At 39.3% G+C, this 16,188-nt stretch carries 14 protein-coding genes and 1 pseudogene; 9 read left to right on the top strand and 6 right to left on the bottom strand.

The window, feature by feature from the left end; all coding sequences use genetic code 11:
* Positions 1–266: 266 nt before the first annotated feature.
* Positions 267–965, bottom strand: a complete 699-nt coding sequence (locus tag ACWATR_RS00130) for a response regulator transcription factor (RefSeq protein WP_460328338.1) — start codon at positions 963–965, stop codon at positions 267–269.
* 106 nt (positions 966–1,071) lie between these two features.
* On the opposite strand from ACWATR_RS00130, the gene ACWATR_RS00125 reads away from it, so the two are divergent.
* The gene (locus tag ACWATR_RS00125; protein WP_460328336.1) at positions 1,072–2,466 is read left to right on the top strand and encodes a sensor histidine kinase; all 1,395 of its coding nucleotides are present in this window, start codon (positions 1,072–1,074) and stop codon (positions 2,464–2,466) included.
* Positions 2,467–2,818: 352 nt separating this feature from the next.
* Here ACWATR_RS00125 and ACWATR_RS00120 read toward each other — a convergent pair whose 3' ends face one another.
* Positions 2,819–3,187, bottom strand: a complete 369-nt coding sequence (locus tag ACWATR_RS00120; RefSeq protein WP_460328334.1) for a hypothetical protein — start codon at positions 3,185–3,187, stop codon at positions 2,819–2,821.
* Between ACWATR_RS00120 and ACWATR_RS00115 the strand changes: the two genes are divergently transcribed.
* Positions 3,177–3,329 (top strand): hypothetical protein, encoded by a 153-nt coding sequence (locus ACWATR_RS00115; protein ID WP_460328332.1) that lies wholly within the window; start codon positions 3,177–3,179, stop codon positions 3,327–3,329. The two genes, ACWATR_RS00120 and ACWATR_RS00115, sit on opposite strands and share 11 nt — an antisense overlap.
* Before the next feature lie 26 nt (positions 3,330–3,355).
* Entirely contained in the window at positions 3,356–4,156 is an 801-nt protein-coding gene (locus tag ACWATR_RS00110) for a peroxiredoxin-like family protein (RefSeq protein WP_460328330.1), read from the top strand.
* A 377-nt stretch (positions 4,157–4,533) separates the two neighbouring features.
* Here the strand turns inward: ACWATR_RS00110 and ACWATR_RS00105 are convergent, their stop codons facing one another.
* Positions 4,534–4,824 (bottom strand): ATP-binding cassette domain-containing protein, encoded by a 291-nt coding sequence (locus tag ACWATR_RS00105; protein WP_460328329.1) that lies wholly within the window; start codon positions 4,822–4,824, stop codon positions 4,534–4,536.
* Positions 4,825–4,845: 21 nt separating this feature from the next.
* Positions 4,846–5,361 carry a Uma2 family endonuclease gene (locus ACWATR_RS00100; protein WP_460328328.1) on the bottom strand — a complete coding sequence of 172 codons (516 nt, stop codon included), beginning with the start codon at positions 5,359–5,361 and terminating at the stop codon, positions 4,846–4,848.
* A gap of 151 nt (positions 5,362–5,512) precedes the next feature.
* Between ACWATR_RS00100 and ACWATR_RS00095 the strand changes: the two are divergent.
* Positions 5,513–5,686 (top strand): annotated as a pseudogene (locus ACWATR_RS00095) (sulfatase-like hydrolase/transferase); the annotation flags it as partial.
* Positions 5,687–5,741: 55 nt separating this feature from the next.
* Here the strand turns inward: ACWATR_RS00095 and ACWATR_RS00090 are convergent.
* The gene (locus ACWATR_RS00090; RefSeq protein ID WP_460328325.1) at positions 5,742–5,873 is read right to left on the bottom strand and encodes a hypothetical protein; all 132 of its coding nucleotides are present in this window, start codon (positions 5,871–5,873) and stop codon (positions 5,742–5,744) included.
* Positions 5,874–5,913: 40 nt separating this feature from the next.
* Between ACWATR_RS00090 and ACWATR_RS00085 the strand changes: the two genes are divergently transcribed.
* The 4 genes from ACWATR_RS00085 (at position 5,914) to ACWATR_RS00070 (ending at position 14,166) form a co-directional block, all read left to right on the top strand.
* On the top strand, positions 5,914–11,292 hold the full coding sequence (locus ACWATR_RS00085; protein WP_460328323.1) for an ATP-binding sensor histidine kinase: 5,379 nt from the start codon (positions 5,914–5,916) through the stop codon (positions 11,290–11,292).
* A gap of 58 nt (positions 11,293–11,350) precedes the next feature.
* A complete protein-coding gene (locus ACWATR_RS00080; protein WP_460340761.1) occupies positions 11,351–11,653 on the top strand; it encodes a hypothetical protein in 303 nt (100 codons plus the stop codon).
* Between the two features lie 222 nt (positions 11,654–11,875).
* On the top strand, positions 11,876–12,046 hold the full coding sequence (locus tag ACWATR_RS00075) for a hypothetical protein (RefSeq protein WP_460328321.1): 171 nt from the start codon (positions 11,876–11,878) through the stop codon (positions 12,044–12,046).
* 125 nt (positions 12,047–12,171) lie between these two features.
* Complete coding sequence (locus ACWATR_RS00070; protein ID WP_460328319.1) at positions 12,172–14,166, top strand: pentapeptide repeat-containing protein; 1,995 nt, start codon at positions 12,172–12,174, stop codon at positions 14,164–14,166.
* Positions 14,167–14,184: 18 nt separating this feature from the next.
* On the opposite strand, the gene ACWATR_RS00065 is transcribed toward ACWATR_RS00070, so the two are convergent.
* Positions 14,185–14,973, bottom strand: coding sequence for a hypothetical protein (locus ACWATR_RS00065; RefSeq protein ID WP_460328317.1), 789 nt, complete (start codon positions 14,971–14,973; stop codon positions 14,185–14,187).
* A 188-nt stretch (positions 14,974–15,161) separates the two neighbouring features.
* On the opposite strand from ACWATR_RS00065, the gene ACWATR_RS00060 reads away from it, so the two are divergent.
* Positions 15,162–16,151 carry an adenosine kinase gene (locus ACWATR_RS00060; protein ID WP_460328315.1) on the top strand — a complete coding sequence of 330 codons (990 nt, stop codon included), beginning with the start codon at positions 15,162–15,164 and terminating at the stop codon, positions 16,149–16,151.
* Positions 16,152–16,188 lie beyond the last annotated feature (37 nt).

The following is a 16,188-nucleotide window of genomic DNA, read 5'->3' as shown; positions in this document are numbered from 1 at the left end:
CTATGTATATAATTACTGTGCAGAATTTGTGTAGATTTTGTGTAGGCATAAAAGCACAATAAATTTATGTAATAAATTACGAAATATTAATATATTCTTATGTTTGTATAAGTTCAAAAAGTATTAGAAAATACTATAGGACTCATATCTGATTTTTGAATAAGATTTCAGATAACACCCTTAAAAAACAGGCTTTTCAGTCTGAGTATGTTTTCAGAAATCAAATCGGAGTCCTATATGATAATTGTTATATTTTTGGAGAAAGATTATTTCTGCTTGAGACGATAGCCTAATCCATGAACTGTTTCAATAAAATTTTCTGGCGCACCCAAAGCTCTGAGCTTTTGTCGAAGACATCTAATATGAGAGCGAACAGTCTCCTCTACTGGAGAATCATCTACTGCCCAAACCTGCTCAATAATGCTAGAACGACTCAGTACACGTCTGCCATTAGCAACCAGCAATTCTAAAATGGCATACTCTTTTAGTGTTAATGTCAATGGATAAGAATCATAAGTAGCCTCATAATTACTGAGATTTAGGTGTAACTTCTCCCAAGATAAATTCATTGTGCTTGCGGAGCTACCACGTCTGAGTAAGGCACGTACACGAGCCATTAACTCTTCTAAATCAAATGGTTTAGCAACATAATCATCTGCTCCTGCGTCTAAACCAGCAATTTTATCAGCTACAGTATCACGAGCTGTCAACATCAGCACTGGGGCGCTAGTGTTTTGATATACTGGATTAGTAGTGCTAGCAGTACGCAACCTTTGACAAAATCGGATGCCATCTAGCCTTGGTAAAGTTACATCCAATACCACCAAGTCGTACTTAAATAATTCTGCTGAATTCCAAGCTGCTTCTCCATCTTTGGCAACATCTACTACATACTGCCGTCTAATTAAAGCTTCTGTAAGTACCTCTGCCAGTTGAATATCATCTTCAACTACAAGAATTCGCATAATTTATTCCTTTGTTTAGCAGTAGGTAAGTATTAGTTTAAATTTATCACGTATGCTCAAATTATAATATTCAATCTTTTTCTTTTTTAGAGAATATCTTAACTTTATGATGTGGCAATTTATCAAATTTTTTCCCCAACGAAAATGGATAGCTGGAGGTTTTGCTTTAACTTTATTGCTTATGGGAATAGTTACTTTCGCTTCTTTTAAGAATACAATTGAAATCAAACAAGGTGCTAATAAGGTGCAGAATACTTATCAGACCCTCAATACTTTGACAAATTTTTCTGCGGCAATGACATCGGCAGAATCAGCACGACGAGGATACATATTTTTGGGAAGTGAACAAGATTTAAAGCGTTATCAAAATGAAATAATAAATATACAATCTCAACTCAAGCTGTTAAAAGAACAAATACATCCTAGTTTGACCCAGCAACAAAAACTTATACAGATGAACTCGTTGGTTAATGAAAGATTAGCTCTTTTGAAACAATCAATAGAACTTTATCAAAAAGATAAAACAGCATTAGAAGCACAAACTAATATTACTGCTCGTAGTGTTAAGCTTCGACAAGAAATCTTACGTATAATAGCAAATATTGAAGCGGAAGAACAACGTTATTTACAAAGCTTTCTAGAAGAATCTGAGAACAGCATTCACTTGAGAATTTTAATGGAAATAGTAGGAACTATTTTAAGTTTCGCAGTAATTTTTAGTTTATGTATTATTCTTGTTCGGCAATGGATAAAACGCGAAAAAATTGAGTTTTTAGAATTTTCACTAGCGCAGCAAAAAGAATTGGGAGAATTAAAAATTCGCTTGTTTTCGATGATTTCTCATGAATTTCGTACACCTTTAAGCATCATTTTGCTATCATCTCAATTATTGCAAGAGATTCTTGAGGAATTGGTAGATGAGAAGCAGTTAAAAAATCTTTATCGGATTCAGTCTTCAGCTAAATTAATGAATCATCTGCTGACAGATATATTGACCTTAACAAGATCAGAAGCGGGGAAATTGGATTACAAACCTCAATTAATTAATCTAGAAAATTTCTGCTTAAATTTGGTAGAAGATTTACAAATTTTTGGTACAACACCACATTTAATAGAGTTTAGAAATCATGGGCAGTGTTTTCGAGCTAATCTAGATGAAAAACTGCTGTATTCCATCCTCAGTAACTTACTTTTAAATGCTATTAAGTACTCATCTCCTAAAAGTAAGATATACTTGGTTTTAAACTCAAAAGCAGATGCTGTATTTTTTCAAGTAATAGACCAAGGAATAGGTATTCCAACAACAGAACAAGAACAAATTTACGAGCCTTTTTATCGAGGTCAAAATGTGAATAATATTGTTGGTACGGGACTAGGTTTAGCGGTTGTTAAAAAGTGTGTAGAACGACACAAAGGAGAAATCCATTTAGAAAGTCAAGTAGGAGTTGGAACTACATTTACTATTAAAATCCCTCATAAAAATATCGTAACATCTGCCTAAATAATTAAAGCTATTATTAGCAATAGTAGAGTATTTTATTTCCTCATGTGAGCGCGATTACTCCGTTGTTAACTACTGGTATTGTAGACTAAAAAATACTTGTAATATTAGTGGCCACTCGCACTTATTAAACCTATTCGAGAACAAGAAGAAACTTCTTATCAAGACACTAGCTTTTAAGCAGAGAATCGCTGGCAGCAATCCCTATAACTTCGGGCAAGTCGTAGTAAAGAATTAGTTAGCGTCCCATTCCTTACACAAATTAAGAATAAGTACGGTCTAGAACGCCTAAAAAAGCTAATTGATAGTGATGCTTTAGCAATTTATGCCAACTAGCGTAAGTGCTGCAATTTCAGTACGAGTAAGCCGACTGAAGCTGGGGATGTGGTAGTACACAGCCATCTGTCAAGGTCTGGCTGTCGTATGAGATATTTACCCAACCGTTGGGAAAGCCCATGATCGCGCTGACAAAAAGTGGATTGAGAGAACGATTTGGAGTGCTGTCCACCTCGTAACAAAGGTTTCTGCCGCCTTTAGTTGGTTTCCTGTAATTGTTGTTGGCATCTATTTTGGTTGGTGTGGGTATGACAGCAGCCGACAGATGCAGCGTTTGTCCCGGCTTTCTCGTACTGATTCCAGGATGTATCCCGTCTTGGGCTTTGGGAGTAGGCAATAATCCAAATTCTTTCCCGCTTGTGGACAGCCCCCACTTGGTTAACATTCAAGTTCAACTGGCACGATGGAGATTAACTTTTGATAGTATTTGGTCTGATGATAACGAACGCAGAAATATGTCCGAGCAAACTAGTGCTTGGTCAGGACGAGTATTAGAGATGTCAGGGTTGCTGTCCGAATCCATCTAAAATTTTATTTAAAGACTGTTGCCTTCATGTACATAAATACTGAAACACCCACCAATTCTCCAGATATTTACTCAATTTTGAGTCAAACTCAACGCTTGCGAGTTAGTGATGGAGAGATTAAACCCGTTTTAAATGGTTGCTCTAATACTTCAAAGTTGCTCGTGCTTATTTGGTCGCAGTTGGGAGATTTTGATAACTTAGAATATGCTTGGTGGCTGCGAAAAGAATTTGAAGAGATTGAAGCCAGAGGAATCACAATTCGTGCTATTGGAATTGGAGATCGCAATTCTGGGATCAAGTTTTGCGAATATACTGGCTTTCCTCAAGAATGGTTATTTGTGGATGCAAAGGCTGAAATTCACGAGCTTTTACGGCTTTATCGCGGCTTATCTATACAATTTCCTTTGCTATCAAGTTCACAAACAGCTTGGCTTAATTTAATCTTAATGTGTGCAGGAATTCGTAGCCCTGGAACTCTCAAAGAAGTTTTTCGGGGTTACAAAGGTGATAAAAAAGCACCTCAATTAATTGCTGATGAGGAAGTTATCAAAGGTACACCTTTACCACCAATAAAAGGTTCGTTTTTCAAAGCGGCTGGAGGAAAAGGTTTTCAGCGCCCATTTGAATTAGCAACCCTGCGCCTGCGAAACATGACTGAAGTTTTGAGAAACTGGAATATTTATGTACCAGATTCATCTTATTTGACACAACGGGGAGGCACTTTTCTATTTGATTCCCAAGGTCAGTTAATTTACGAACATCGCGATCGCGGGATTCTTGGTTTTGCTGAAAATATGAGCAATCCCTTATCTTTTTTGTATAAGTAATTAATCGGCAAGGGTGGGTGTTGGCGGATTGTCAGCGCAGTGAATGACTTTAGTTGCAGTGTGAGAATATGGAATGGCGAACACACCGTTGGCTTGCAACATCTGAAATCTTACGAATACTTACCTGCCTAGTGTGAGCAGATGCAGGTGATTTGCGATGGCGTAACCGCCCACCGTAGGTGATCGCATCAATCGAGTGTATTCCGATTCGGTGGAGGAGACAGTCAAAAGTCTGTTGCAGTCGTTGGGTAAGGTGAATCGGCCTTATTTAACGGCTGTCGAAGAGAAATTGTTGACGCTTCTGGAGTCGGAGTATGGGAGAATACACTGAACAATTTTGGCAATTTGCGAACAAGATGGCAACAGTCATCCCATACTTAATCAGCAATGCCACAATGACTGAAACCAATGCCATGATTCGCATCATGAGGATCGCGTAGCGATAAAAGACTACCTTCGAGTTTTACAGTTCCAGCTTCAAGAGGTTCAGCCCCGAACAAGGCACGCACCGTTTGACTACGACCAGAGCCGAGCAAACCCGCAAGCCCAACGATTTCGCCATGCCGCATTTCAATGGAAACACCATTAAGCCGTTTTTTATATTTGAGAGCTTCCGCTTGCAGTAGTACTGGCTGACAAGGCGTGTTTTGCGACTGTCCTGTAAACAACACCAATTAGATAGCTAGGGCTCACAATGATAGCCAGCGATCGTTACTGTTACGATCTAAGTTGTGATACTGCTCAATATAGGGTTCAGTTTGGCTCACAAGCAGATATTCACAAAAGCTGGCAATCGAGCGATATTTTCTGAATTTATCCCCGCGATCATAAGCTTCAGTAGAGGGTGATAAAACTTCGACGATAAGCATTGGATTCAGAATTTCATCATTGCGATCGTTATTAAACTCTGGTTCGCCATTAACAACCATCAAATCGGTATAAGTCCCACACTGATATTCAGGAATCCAAACTCGCAAGTCGCTGTTATACAAACGAAAATCGGTGTCTCTCAGTAAAAACCCTAAGTAAATTAAGAAGTTGCTGGCGATCGCGCTATGAGATTCCGAACCTCCCGACATAGTAATAATCTCATTATGCCCGGTTTGATCTGAATAGTGGTGGAACGTTTGACTCGTGGGCAGATGATGTTCCTTGTTTCGCAGTAGAAATCCGTGATGGTGAAGTCTGGGTAAATTTAGCACCATTAGTTAACCCTCATGCTCACTACCGCCAACGTCTGCAAGACGGTTTAGAGCAGAATATTTCTTTAGTGATTGCCAAATCAACACTCGCACTGTTAGATATAGGGGTGAATCTGGTAGAACCATTTCTCATGGGGTTAGAATTTGGTACTCATTTGGATGTTACGGAAGTCCTATCAAAACACCCCACCTAGACGCACTAGCTGCCAATGGCTTGCGCTACAACAATCTACATACGACGGCATTGTGTTCACCCACCCGTTCTTGCCTTCTAACTGGGCGCAATCACCATTCTAACGCCATGTCCTGCATTACAGAAGGGTCTACGGTCTGGCTATGTTCGGACGCGGCAGGCTTCGTCATTGGATGAACTGCTTTGACTTCTACACCTGAAACTGAATTTTTAACCAACAACGTAGCAGAATAACCCTGTTCTTCTTGCTTCTGAGTTTAATTAGCGATCGCAACGCCCAGATCAAACGCAAAAAGCTGTGGAGATAAATTGCTTCACCCATCAGGGAATACTAAATCTGGAAGTATTAAAGATTTAGCAATATGCTTAACACTATTGTCAGTATTCCTGGATATCGCATTAGCAAAAAACTCTACAACGGTTCTCGAACTCTGGTTTATCGCGGTTATCGAGAAACTGACTCATTACCTGTTGTGATTAAATTGCTCAAAAATCTTTATCCGAATTTCAGCGAACTCTTATCATTTCGTAATCAGTACACCATAGCTAAAAATCTCAACTCACCTCTAATCATCCAAACCTACAGCTTGGAACCATATCAAAATGGCTATGCGTTGGTAATGGAAGATTTTGGCGGGATTTCTCTTAAAGATTATTTCATCTCTAACCAGACGCGACATACCGCTTTTCTACAAGAGTTTTTACAAATTGCGATCGCACTGTGCAACACCTTAGATATACTCTACCGCGAACGGATTATTCATAAAGATATCAAACCAGCCAATATTCTAATTAATCCTGAAACTAAACAAGTTAAATTAATTGACTTTAGTATTGCATCTCTGCTACCACGAGAAACCCAAACGCTGATCAGTCCAAATGTATTAGAAGGGACACTCAGTTATTTATCACCAGAACAAACAGGCAGAATGAATCGAGGGATTGACTATCGAACTGATTTTTATGCTCTAGGTGTAACTTTTTACGAATTACTAACTGGAAGCTTACCATTTAGATCAAACGATCCAATGGAGTTGCTACATTGTCATATTGCAAAAGTTCCAGAAAAAATCAAAAGCGAAGAAATTCCACAAGTGATTTCAGATATTGTCATAAAATTGATAATGAAAAATGCTGAAGATCGCTATCAGAGTGCATTAGGATTAAAATCCGATTTTGAAAAATGTTTACATCAGCTAAAAGGAACTGGCACAATTGATAGCTTTGAAATTGCCCAAAGTGATGTGTGCGATCGCTTTATTATTCCCGATAAACTCTATGGACGGGAAGCCGAAATAGCTGCCCTCATTGAAGCCTTTGAAAGAGTTAGCAAAGGTGCAACTGAAATGATTCTGGTCGCTGGTTTTTCAGGCATTGGTAAAACTGCCGTTGTTAACGAAGTTCATAAACCGATAGTGCGCCAACGCGGTTATTTTATCAAAGGCAAATATGACCAATTTCAACGGAATGTTCCCTTTATCGCCTTTGTGCAAGCATTCCGAAATTTAATGGGCCAATTATTAACAGAAAGTGATGCTCAAATTCAGCAATGGAAAATTAAAATTTTAGAAGCTGTAGGTGAAAATGGACAAGTAATTATTGAAGTGATTCCCGAATTAGAAAGAATTATTGGCAAACAAACGCCAGCCATAGAATTATCAGGAAGCGCATCACAAAATAGATTTAATTTATTATTTCAAAAATTTACTCAAGTTTTCACTAGCGTTGAACATCCATTAGTAATATTTTTAGATGATTTGCAGTGGGCTGATTTGGCATCACTGAAATTAATGCAGTTATTAATGGCTGATACAAAGTATCTGTTATTAATTGGTGCTTATCGAGATAATGAAGTAAATCCAGTGCATCCGTTGATGTTGAGTGTCAGTGAGATGCAAAAAACAGCAGCAAATATTAACACAATTACTTTAGCATTATTAAGTCAAGCGGATGTGAATCAATTAATTTCTGCAACGCTTAAATGTTCAGAAAAGTTAGCGTTACCAATTTCACAAATAGTCTATCAAAAAACTTCTGGAAATCCATTTTTTGGTACTCAATTTCTTAAATCATTATACCAGGATGGGCTAATTAAATTTAACTTGACAGAGGGACACTGGCAATGTGATATCACACAAATTAATCAACAAGCAGTCACGAATGATGTCGTTGAATTCATGGTAGTGCAATTACGAAAGCTATCACAACCAACTCAAGAAGTTTTGAAATTAGCTGCTTGTATTGGAAATCAGTTTGATTTGAAAACATTGGCAGTTGTTTTAGAACAATCGCAAGCAGAAACGGCAACTAATTTGTGGAATGCATTGCACGAGGGTTTAATTTTACCTACTAGCGAGGTCTATAAATTTTATCTTAGTGAGGGAAATCAAGCTATTGCTGAAGAAAATTCGGAAATTGTTAACTATAAATTTTTACACGATCGCGTCCAAGAAGCTGCATACTCTCTTATCCCTGAAGCACAGAAAAAAGCTACCCATCTACAAATAGGTAAGCTATTACTTCAAAACACACCTGAAATCCAAAAAGAAGAAAAAATCTTTGAAATTGTTAATCAGTTAAATATTGCATTAACACTTATTATTGATCCAATTGAACGAGAACAACTCCTCAAATTGAATTTAAAAGCAGGTAGAAAAGCACAATTGGCAACTGCTTATATATTAGCAGTTGAATATTTGACAATAGGTTTAGAACTTTTACCTCATGAGAGTTGGTATAGCCAGTACGAGCTAACACTATTACTATATCAATCCATTACAGAAGTACTTTGTCTGAGTGGTGACTTTGAACGCATGGAAAGCTATGCAACTGTTGTTATGCAACAAGCAAAAACTCTCCTCGAACAAATTCCTATCTACAATGTCAAAATTCAAGCCTACATGGCACAGGCACAGCACAAGAATGCTTTGCAAACTGCACTGGCTGTTCTTCAATCAATAGGAGTGGAACTGCCTCAACAAGTCAATCAAACTGATATTGAGTGTGAACTGGAGCAAACAAAACATCTTTTGGCAGATAAACCAGCGATAGATTTACTAGAACTGCCAAAAATGACCGATGAAAATATTCTGGCAGCAATGCAAATTTTGTCGAGTATTATGTCAGCGGCCTATCAAGCCAATCCCGCATTGTTTCGAGTAATTATCTTTAAACAAGTTCAACTATCAATCCTCTATGGTAATGCTCCAGAATCTACCTATGCTTATGCTAGTTACGGACTTATACTCTGCGGCGTTCTAGGAGAAATTGATACAGGATATGAATTTGGGGAAATGGCATTAGTGTTGGTTGACCATTTAAATGCTTTTAAGCTGAAATCAAAAACTCTATTTGCAGTAAATTGTTTTATTCGACATTGGAAATCGCCTGTTAAAGACACTTTAAATCCTCTTTTGCAAGCCTATACAAGCGGTTTAGAAACTGGTGATATTGAATATGCTGTAATGTCTGCCTATGTTTTTGGCAGATATGCCTATTTGAGTGGTCATGGTTTAGAGGAATTAGCCCAAGCTATGGGAAACTATGGCACAATTATGCACCAGTTTAAGCAAACTACCTATTTGAATTTCAATAGCATCTATTATCAATCAGTTTTAAATTTGTTGGGAATGTCAGACAATCCTTGTTTTTTAATTGGCGAAGTTTATGATGAAGTTGCAATGTTACCTCTGCATCAAGCTGCCAATCAAACTAGTATTATTTGTCAGCTTCATTTTTGTAAATTGCTTTTGTGTTATCTCTTTGGCAAATATCAAGAAGCACTAAAAAACGTCGGTGTTGTAGAGAAATATTTAACCAGCGTGACTGGATTAGTGCTAATTCCAACCTTTTATTTTTATGAGGCTTTGACTAATTTAGCTTTATATAAAGACTGCTCAATAACTGAGCAAAAATTGATTATTGAGCGAGTAGCAGAAACTCACAAAAAACTAAAAAAATGGGCAGAAAGTGCGCCACAGAATTATGCCCACAAATACAACTTGGTAGAAGCTGAAAGCTTTCGGATATTAGGACAAAAAACCGAAGCAATAGAATTGTACGATCGCGCCATATCTCTTGCCAAAGAAAACGGCTACATTCAAGAAGAAGCACTTAGCAACGAACTAACAGCCAAATTCTACCTCGACTGGGGTAAAGAAAAAATCGCCCAAGTCTATATACAAGAAGCATACTACTGCTACGCCCGTTGGGGAGCTAAAGCCAAAGTTAATCACCTAGAAAAAACTTATCCCCAACTACTGCAACCCATCTTGCAACACCAACAAATCAATCTCAATCCCTTAGAAACCATTGCTTTTCGTGGTACAGCCTCATCTTCTAGTACTGGCAGCACTAGTATTGTTGATGTTCTAGATTTTACCTCTGTTTTCAAAGCTGCTCAAGCTATTTCCAGTTCTCTAAAATCAGATCAACTCATTGCTAGCCTCACTCGCATTATCCTAGAAAACTCTGGCGCGAAAAAAGTTGTACTAATTCTTCCCCAAGAGGAAAACACTTGGGAAGTTAAAGCAATTACCTTTATTGAGCATGAGGAAATACAAACTATCCTCAACTCACAACCACTAGATAATTGTCAAGATGTTCCTGTAAAAATTATTAATTATGTCAAAAATACTCAACAAACAATTGTTATAGACAATTGTAAAACAGATATTCCTGGGGTAATTGGGGAATATCTGTTAGAACATCAACCCCAGAGTGTGCTGTGTGTCCCGATTATTAATCAAGGATATTTGCTAGGTATTCTATATTTAGAAAATAGCTTGACTCAAGGAGTTTTTACTAACAATCGCCTCAGCGTTATTAACCTTCTTTCATCTCAAGCTGCAATATCTCTAGAGAATGCTCGACTTTATCAACAAGCTGGGCAAGCATTACAAGAGTTACAACAAGCACAATTACAAGTTGTTCAAAGCGAAAAAATGTCTGCATTAGGTAATTTAGTTGCTGGGGTAGCCCATGAAATGAACAATCCTTTGGGCTTTATTGCTGCCAGTCTCCAACAAGCTAAACCCACTATTGCAGATATTTTTGAACACTTAAAACTATATCAAGAAAGTCTACCCAATCCCAGCGATGAAATAAAATATCATGCCGAGGATATTGACTTAAATTATAGTTTATCAGACTTAACCAAGATCATTGATTCTATGACAATGGCGTGCGATCGCCTCCGCAACATCAGCACCAGTCTTCGGACTTTCTCCCGTGCTGATAAAGATTACAAAGTGCCGTTTAATATCCACGAAGGTATTGACAGCACTATTTTAATTCTCAAACATCGTCTGAAAGCTAATGAAGAACGTCCAGAAATTGAAGTGGTCACTGATTACGGTAATTTGCCCCAGATTGAATGTTTTCCTGGGCAATTAAATCAGGTATTTATGAATATTCTGGCAAATGCCATTGATGCGCTAGATGAATCAAATATTGGACGGAGTTTTACAGAAATCCAGTCTAATCCCAACCAAATTAGAATTAAAACCTCCTTAGAAAATGAAGGCGTGAAAATTGCGATCGCAGATAATGGTCAGGGAATCGATGAAAAAGTGCAAGAAAAGATATTTGACCACTTATTTACTACAAAAGGCGTGGGTAAAGGTACGGGGTTAGGATTAGCGATCGCGCGTCAGATTGTCACAGAGAAGCATGGAGGAACAATCGAGGTAAAGTCTAGACCAGGCGAAGGTACTGAATTTGCAATCGAGCTACCGATTTAGCATATCCACACGAACTTTCTGTAAATATTTCAACCTAAATACTAATCTCTGTGACTCCATGTTTACCCAATTTAGACAAATTCTTCCGAAACAGTGGTGTGTCCGTTTCGTTAAGAAGCGCCCCACCTCACTTCGCACTTTCTCTCGTGCCGATCGCGATTACAAAGTACCATTTAACATTCACGAAGATATTGATAGCACTATTCTTATTCTTAAACATCGTCTGAAAGCTAACGAACAACGTCCCACTATTGAAGTTGTCACAAACTCTGGAGCAGAAATATTTTGCGCCGATACTTTGGAGAAAAATCCGTTGGCGATTATTATTGCACCTAATAGAGGAATAATTGAGGCTTTGTAGCTCAATGATTGTTTGTTCATGGTAGTTTTCGATTTTATTTGAGGGTTAAATACCTCTGTTAAGAGCAGAGTTGACAGCATTTCTGGCAAAAACTGCCAAAATTACCTATACACAAGCTCGTAGTTGACAAGGTAGATTGGAATACCATAACTTTTAAACTACTGACAATAGGTTAAAAAACCTTACAGGAAACTTTAAAGGAATTTTAAGGACTTATTGTTTTTGCCAACTTTGTCCCAGAACCGCCTGACTGTACGCCCAATCTCTGCATTTAGCCAAAACTGCGATGGCGCGATCGCCCGCCGGAGGCGATCGCACAAGAACAACAAAAGCCGACTCAAGCAGATCGTTGAGTTTGCAGACTCCGATTTTCAGGGTGGGATCACCCTGTAGAAATTCACCACAGCCGTAATAACTTCCGTTTGTTTGCCATTTATGACAAAATCTTGTGCAGAAGTCCGTAAAAGCGCACAATCAAGCTGTATCTAGCTTCAACCCTTGCTTTCACAAGCCCTGCCATGCCGCAAGACTTCTCTCACCAGAACCTCAGAGGTCGTTCATTCAAAGGTCAAGACTTTACTGGTGCAAACTTTAGTCACGCAGATATTCGGGGAACAGATTTTTGTGGGGCTAATTTGAGAGAAGCTGACTTCAGACATGCCCAAGCGGGACTGCAAGGCCAGTGGGCAATTTTCCTAGTCTTGGTCTCATGTTTGTTGTCGGGAATCTCAGGATTTATCTGGTATTTAAATGGTTATTTGCTCTTGCTAATATTTGAAGGCTCTCTGCTTAGTAACCAGTTTTTGGGTTGGACTACTTTAATACTACTGATTGTCTTCTTTTTCACTACGATTCGCCAAGGAGTAGGAGCTGGGTTAGGAATCTTTGCCGTAGCTGTAGCGATAGCCGCATCTGTAATTATATTTTTGGGCGACACTGTTGGAGCAGGAACTGTAGCCGGAGTCTTTGCAGGATCTGGATTTGGAGCTTTGATCGCAGCAGTGGCTGTAGTTGGAGCCGGAGCCTTTGCTTTCACTATAGCCTTCATTACAGCTTTCGCTATCGCTGGAGTTTTAGCTGGAGCAAACGCCTTCGTTATAGCTGTAGCCTTAGCTGGACTGTTGATTAGCATCTATATCACTTCGCAAGCAATGAAAGAAGATGAAAAATATTCCTGGGTTCGTAATCTTGCTATTATCTTGGCTGCAACAGGAGGTACGAGTTTTCGTGGCGCTAACTTGACTAATACTGATTTCACAGCAGCTAAACTTAAAAGTACAGATTTCCGCAACGCTATCCTTACCAATACCCGTTGGCATCAAGTTAAAATGCTTGACCGTGTTCGTCCTGGTTTGAGTTATCTTCAAAACCTGCAAATACGTCAATTACTAACTACAGGTCAGGGACAGGAAAAAAACTTTGACCATCAAGACTTGCGAGGGGTCAATTTACAAGGAGCTAATTTAGCAGATGCCAGCTTCATAGGTACTGATCTTAGCGAAGCCAACTTGCAAGACGCAGACTTATCCAGAGCAAAACTAAAGCAAACTCAATTAGACGGAACCGACTTCACGGGCGCTACTCTCACTGGAGCCTACATTGAAGACTGGGGTATTACGACTGATACCAATTTTGACGGCGTGAAATGCGAATACGTTTATATGCGGCTCCCAACAAAAGAAAACCCAGACCCTCACCGCAAACCAGACAATAGACAAGAAGTTTTTGCTCCGGGTGAGTTTGGGGATTTCATCAAGCCCATCTTCGACACTCTTGACCTCTATCATAGTCAGGGAGTTGACCCCAGAGCGATCGCCATTTCGTTTAAGCAGTTAGCAGAAAATAACCCCGATGCTGAATTAGAAATAGTGGCAATGGAAAAACGAGGGCAGGATAAGTTTCTGCTTCGTGCCAAAACCGCAGTAACGGCTGACAAATCTGAACTGAGTGCAGAGTATTTCACTACCTATAATCAGCTAAAAGCTTTGGCAGAGCAAGAAGTTCAAAAGTTAATAGCAGAGAAAGATAAGAGAATTACTGATCTACAGAATATGGTAGTGACAGCACTACAGCGCCCCAGCTTCTATGCTCAAAGTTATCAAAATCAAGGAGATACTATAATGTCGGAAAGCTCAAAACAATTATTCAACAACAACTTACAGGGCGCTCAATTCGGTGGCGGTCTGGTCAACGCCGACACCGTAAACGCGCACCAAATCGGCGGCAATATCACCAACTACAACCCTGAACAAAAGCAGAACCTAGCTCAAGCCGCAGCAGAGATTCAGCAGCTTCTCAACCAACTGAGCCAGACATACCCCACTACAACGACATCACAGAAAATGACTATGGTAGCTAGGGCTGTAGACGAGATTGAAAATAACCCAACATTGAAAGTGCGAGTAATTGGGGCATTGAAGGCTGGAGGGACTGAAGCATTTAAAGAGCTAATTGATCATCCTTTAGTTAATATTCTGCTGGCATCAATTGAAGGATGGCAGGAGGCGGAGTAACTTTTCTGTCACTACATTTTAACAATCAAATATGTATCTAAAAACACTTACTTTCTCATGCGACCACTTTTCAGGATTTGGCACGGGCGCGGCGGAACCTTCGCCTTCATGATCCGCTTTGACTTCTGCACCCGAAACCGAGTTTTCCACTAACAACATAGCAGAGTGATCCTGTTCTACAAGCTTTGGTGTTTGATTAGCGATGGCTACGCCCGCCGCAGGCATCGCAGAATTTAGGGATTTTTCATTTTGAGCGATGGGCGCGGCGGAACCAGTATCTTCTCTACGAGAAGCTACGCGAACATGATAGTCTTTCGGCTCAACGCCACAAGAGAGGTTTTCAGCCAACAACGTTCGCGCAGCGTCTCGTAGAGAAGTAGATTGACTCGGTGCAGCATCCACAAGCGTTAGCGTCGTGCAGTCCATTGCCACAGGCAAATCTTTCTCTAACTCTTCCACGCTTTTAACAGTCTGAGGCGACGCGCCCCTCAAGGGCGCGTGAGCCGTCTCCTCCTCACGCGGATTTTGTGTAAGCGTGTCAGAGACACAGTTCACGAACTCATCATTTGAGTTCGTGAACTGTTCCTGAGTAGTTCGTGAGAGTTTTTGAAACCCTTGCTCTGATTGACCTGAAATAGATGCTTGATTTAAAGCACGTATTTCTTCAGAGCCAGCATCTTTATCTGAAATTTCAGCATCTGGTTGCTGATTAAAAGAATTGTTTTTCTCCCAAAATTCCTTTATCCGGCTGCCATGCAAATTCTTCACCATCCAGGTAACGGTTTCTCGGCTATCCTGTATCGACAAGTCCTGCTTGAAAATGAATAACCCGCTTTCGGAGAGAATTTTCTTCGCAGAGATAAAAGTACTGTAGCCTAAAGACCATAAAGAAATGTGGGTCTACGAAATTATCGACAAGCAACTCTTGGGGAGTTGTCTATCTGTTATTATCAGTTCTGTTCAAGTCAGATAGAAATTATTCTTGGAGATAAACAATGGGCAAGAAATATGATGTTTATGGTGTAGGTAATGCCTTAGTAGATATAGAATACGAAGTATCTCCAGAGTTACTACAAGAGCTAAAGATTGACAAAGGTGTAATGACACTGCTAGATGAAGACAGTCAAAATCATATTTTGGAAAATCTCAAAAATCTTCATTGCCATAAGAGTTGTGGGGGATCAGCCGCGAACACAATGGTGGCAATTAGTCAATTAGGAGGAAAAGCTTTTTATTCCTGTAAAGTGGCTAATGATGAATTTGGAGACTTTTACATCGAAGATTTACTCAAATCTCAGGTAGATACCAACTTAATAAATGGCGACCGCCAATCAGGAATTACAGGTAAATGTTTGGTGTTAGTAACTCCCGATGCAGATCGTACCATGAATACGTTTTTAGGAATTACTGGAGAATTTTCTACACAAGAATTAGTATCATCAGCGCTCACTGATTCAGAATACATATATATAGAAGGATATTTAGTGGCTTCTCCCACAGCAAAAGAAGCAGCTATAAAGGCTAGAGAAATAGCTGAAAAAGCGGGAGTAAAAACCACCATGTCCTTATCTGATTACAACATGGTGAAATTTTTTAAAGATGGGTTATTAGACATCATTGGCCCTGGTTTAGACTTGATTTTTGCTAATGAAAGTGAAGCATTAGAACTAGCAGATACAGAAGATTTTCAAGTAGCTGTAGACAAATTAAAAACCCTGAGTAAGAAATTTGCCATTACTCGTGGTGCCAAGGGTTCAGTAGTATTTGATGGTCAGAAATTAATCGAAATCACTGCACCTCAAGTAAAAGCTGTAGATACAGTGGGAGCAGGAGATATGTATGCAGGAGCTTTCCTCTATGGAATTACCCAAGGTATGAGCTATGAAGAAGCCGGAAAATTAGCATCGGCCGCAGCTTCTAAGATTGTTACATCCTATGGGCCAAGATTAAAAACTGAGGAATTAAAGGCATTAGTTACTGCTTAGAGGGTATTGGAAAAGTTTTGAGAGGTCAAATTTTATG

This window comes from Nostoc sp. UIC 10890, from assembly GCF_054786515.1.
This window is presented reverse-complemented; position numbering and strand designations above follow the sequence as displayed.

Coding starts and splice junctions, on each gene's coding strand:
- ACWATR_RS00130 (WP_460328338.1), bottom strand. CDS start 965: ATGCGAATTCTTGTAGTTGAAGATGATATTCAACTGGCAGAGGTACTT.
- ACWATR_RS00125 (WP_460328336.1), top strand. CDS start 1,072: ATGATGTGGCAATTTATCAAATTTTTTCCCCAACGAAAATGGATAGCT.
- ACWATR_RS00120 (WP_460328334.1), bottom strand. CDS start 3,187: ATGTTAACCAAGTGGGGGCTGTCCACAAGCGGGAAAGAATTTGGATTA.
- ACWATR_RS00110 (WP_460328330.1), top strand. CDS start 3,356: ATGTACATAAATACTGAAACACCCACCAATTCTCCAGATATTTACTCA.
- ACWATR_RS00100 (WP_460328328.1), bottom strand. CDS start 5,361: ATGGTGCTAAATTTACCCAGACTTCACCATCACGGATTTCTACTGCGA.
- ACWATR_RS00090 (WP_460328325.1), bottom strand. CDS start 5,873: ATGGGTGAAGCAATTTATCTCCACAGCTTTTTGCGTTTGATCTGGGCG.
- ACWATR_RS00085 (WP_460328323.1), top strand. CDS start 5,914: ATGCTTAACACTATTGTCAGTATTCCTGGATATCGCATTAGCAAAAAA.
- ACWATR_RS00080 (WP_460340761.1), top strand. CDS start 11,351: ATGTTTACCCAATTTAGACAAATTCTTCCGAAACAGTGGTGTGTCCGT.
- ACWATR_RS00070 (WP_460328319.1), top strand. CDS start 12,172: ATGCCGCAAGACTTCTCTCACCAGAACCTCAGAGGTCGTTCATTCAAA.
- ACWATR_RS00060 (WP_460328315.1), top strand. CDS start 15,162: ATGGGCAAGAAATATGATGTTTATGGTGTAGGTAATGCCTTAGTAGAT.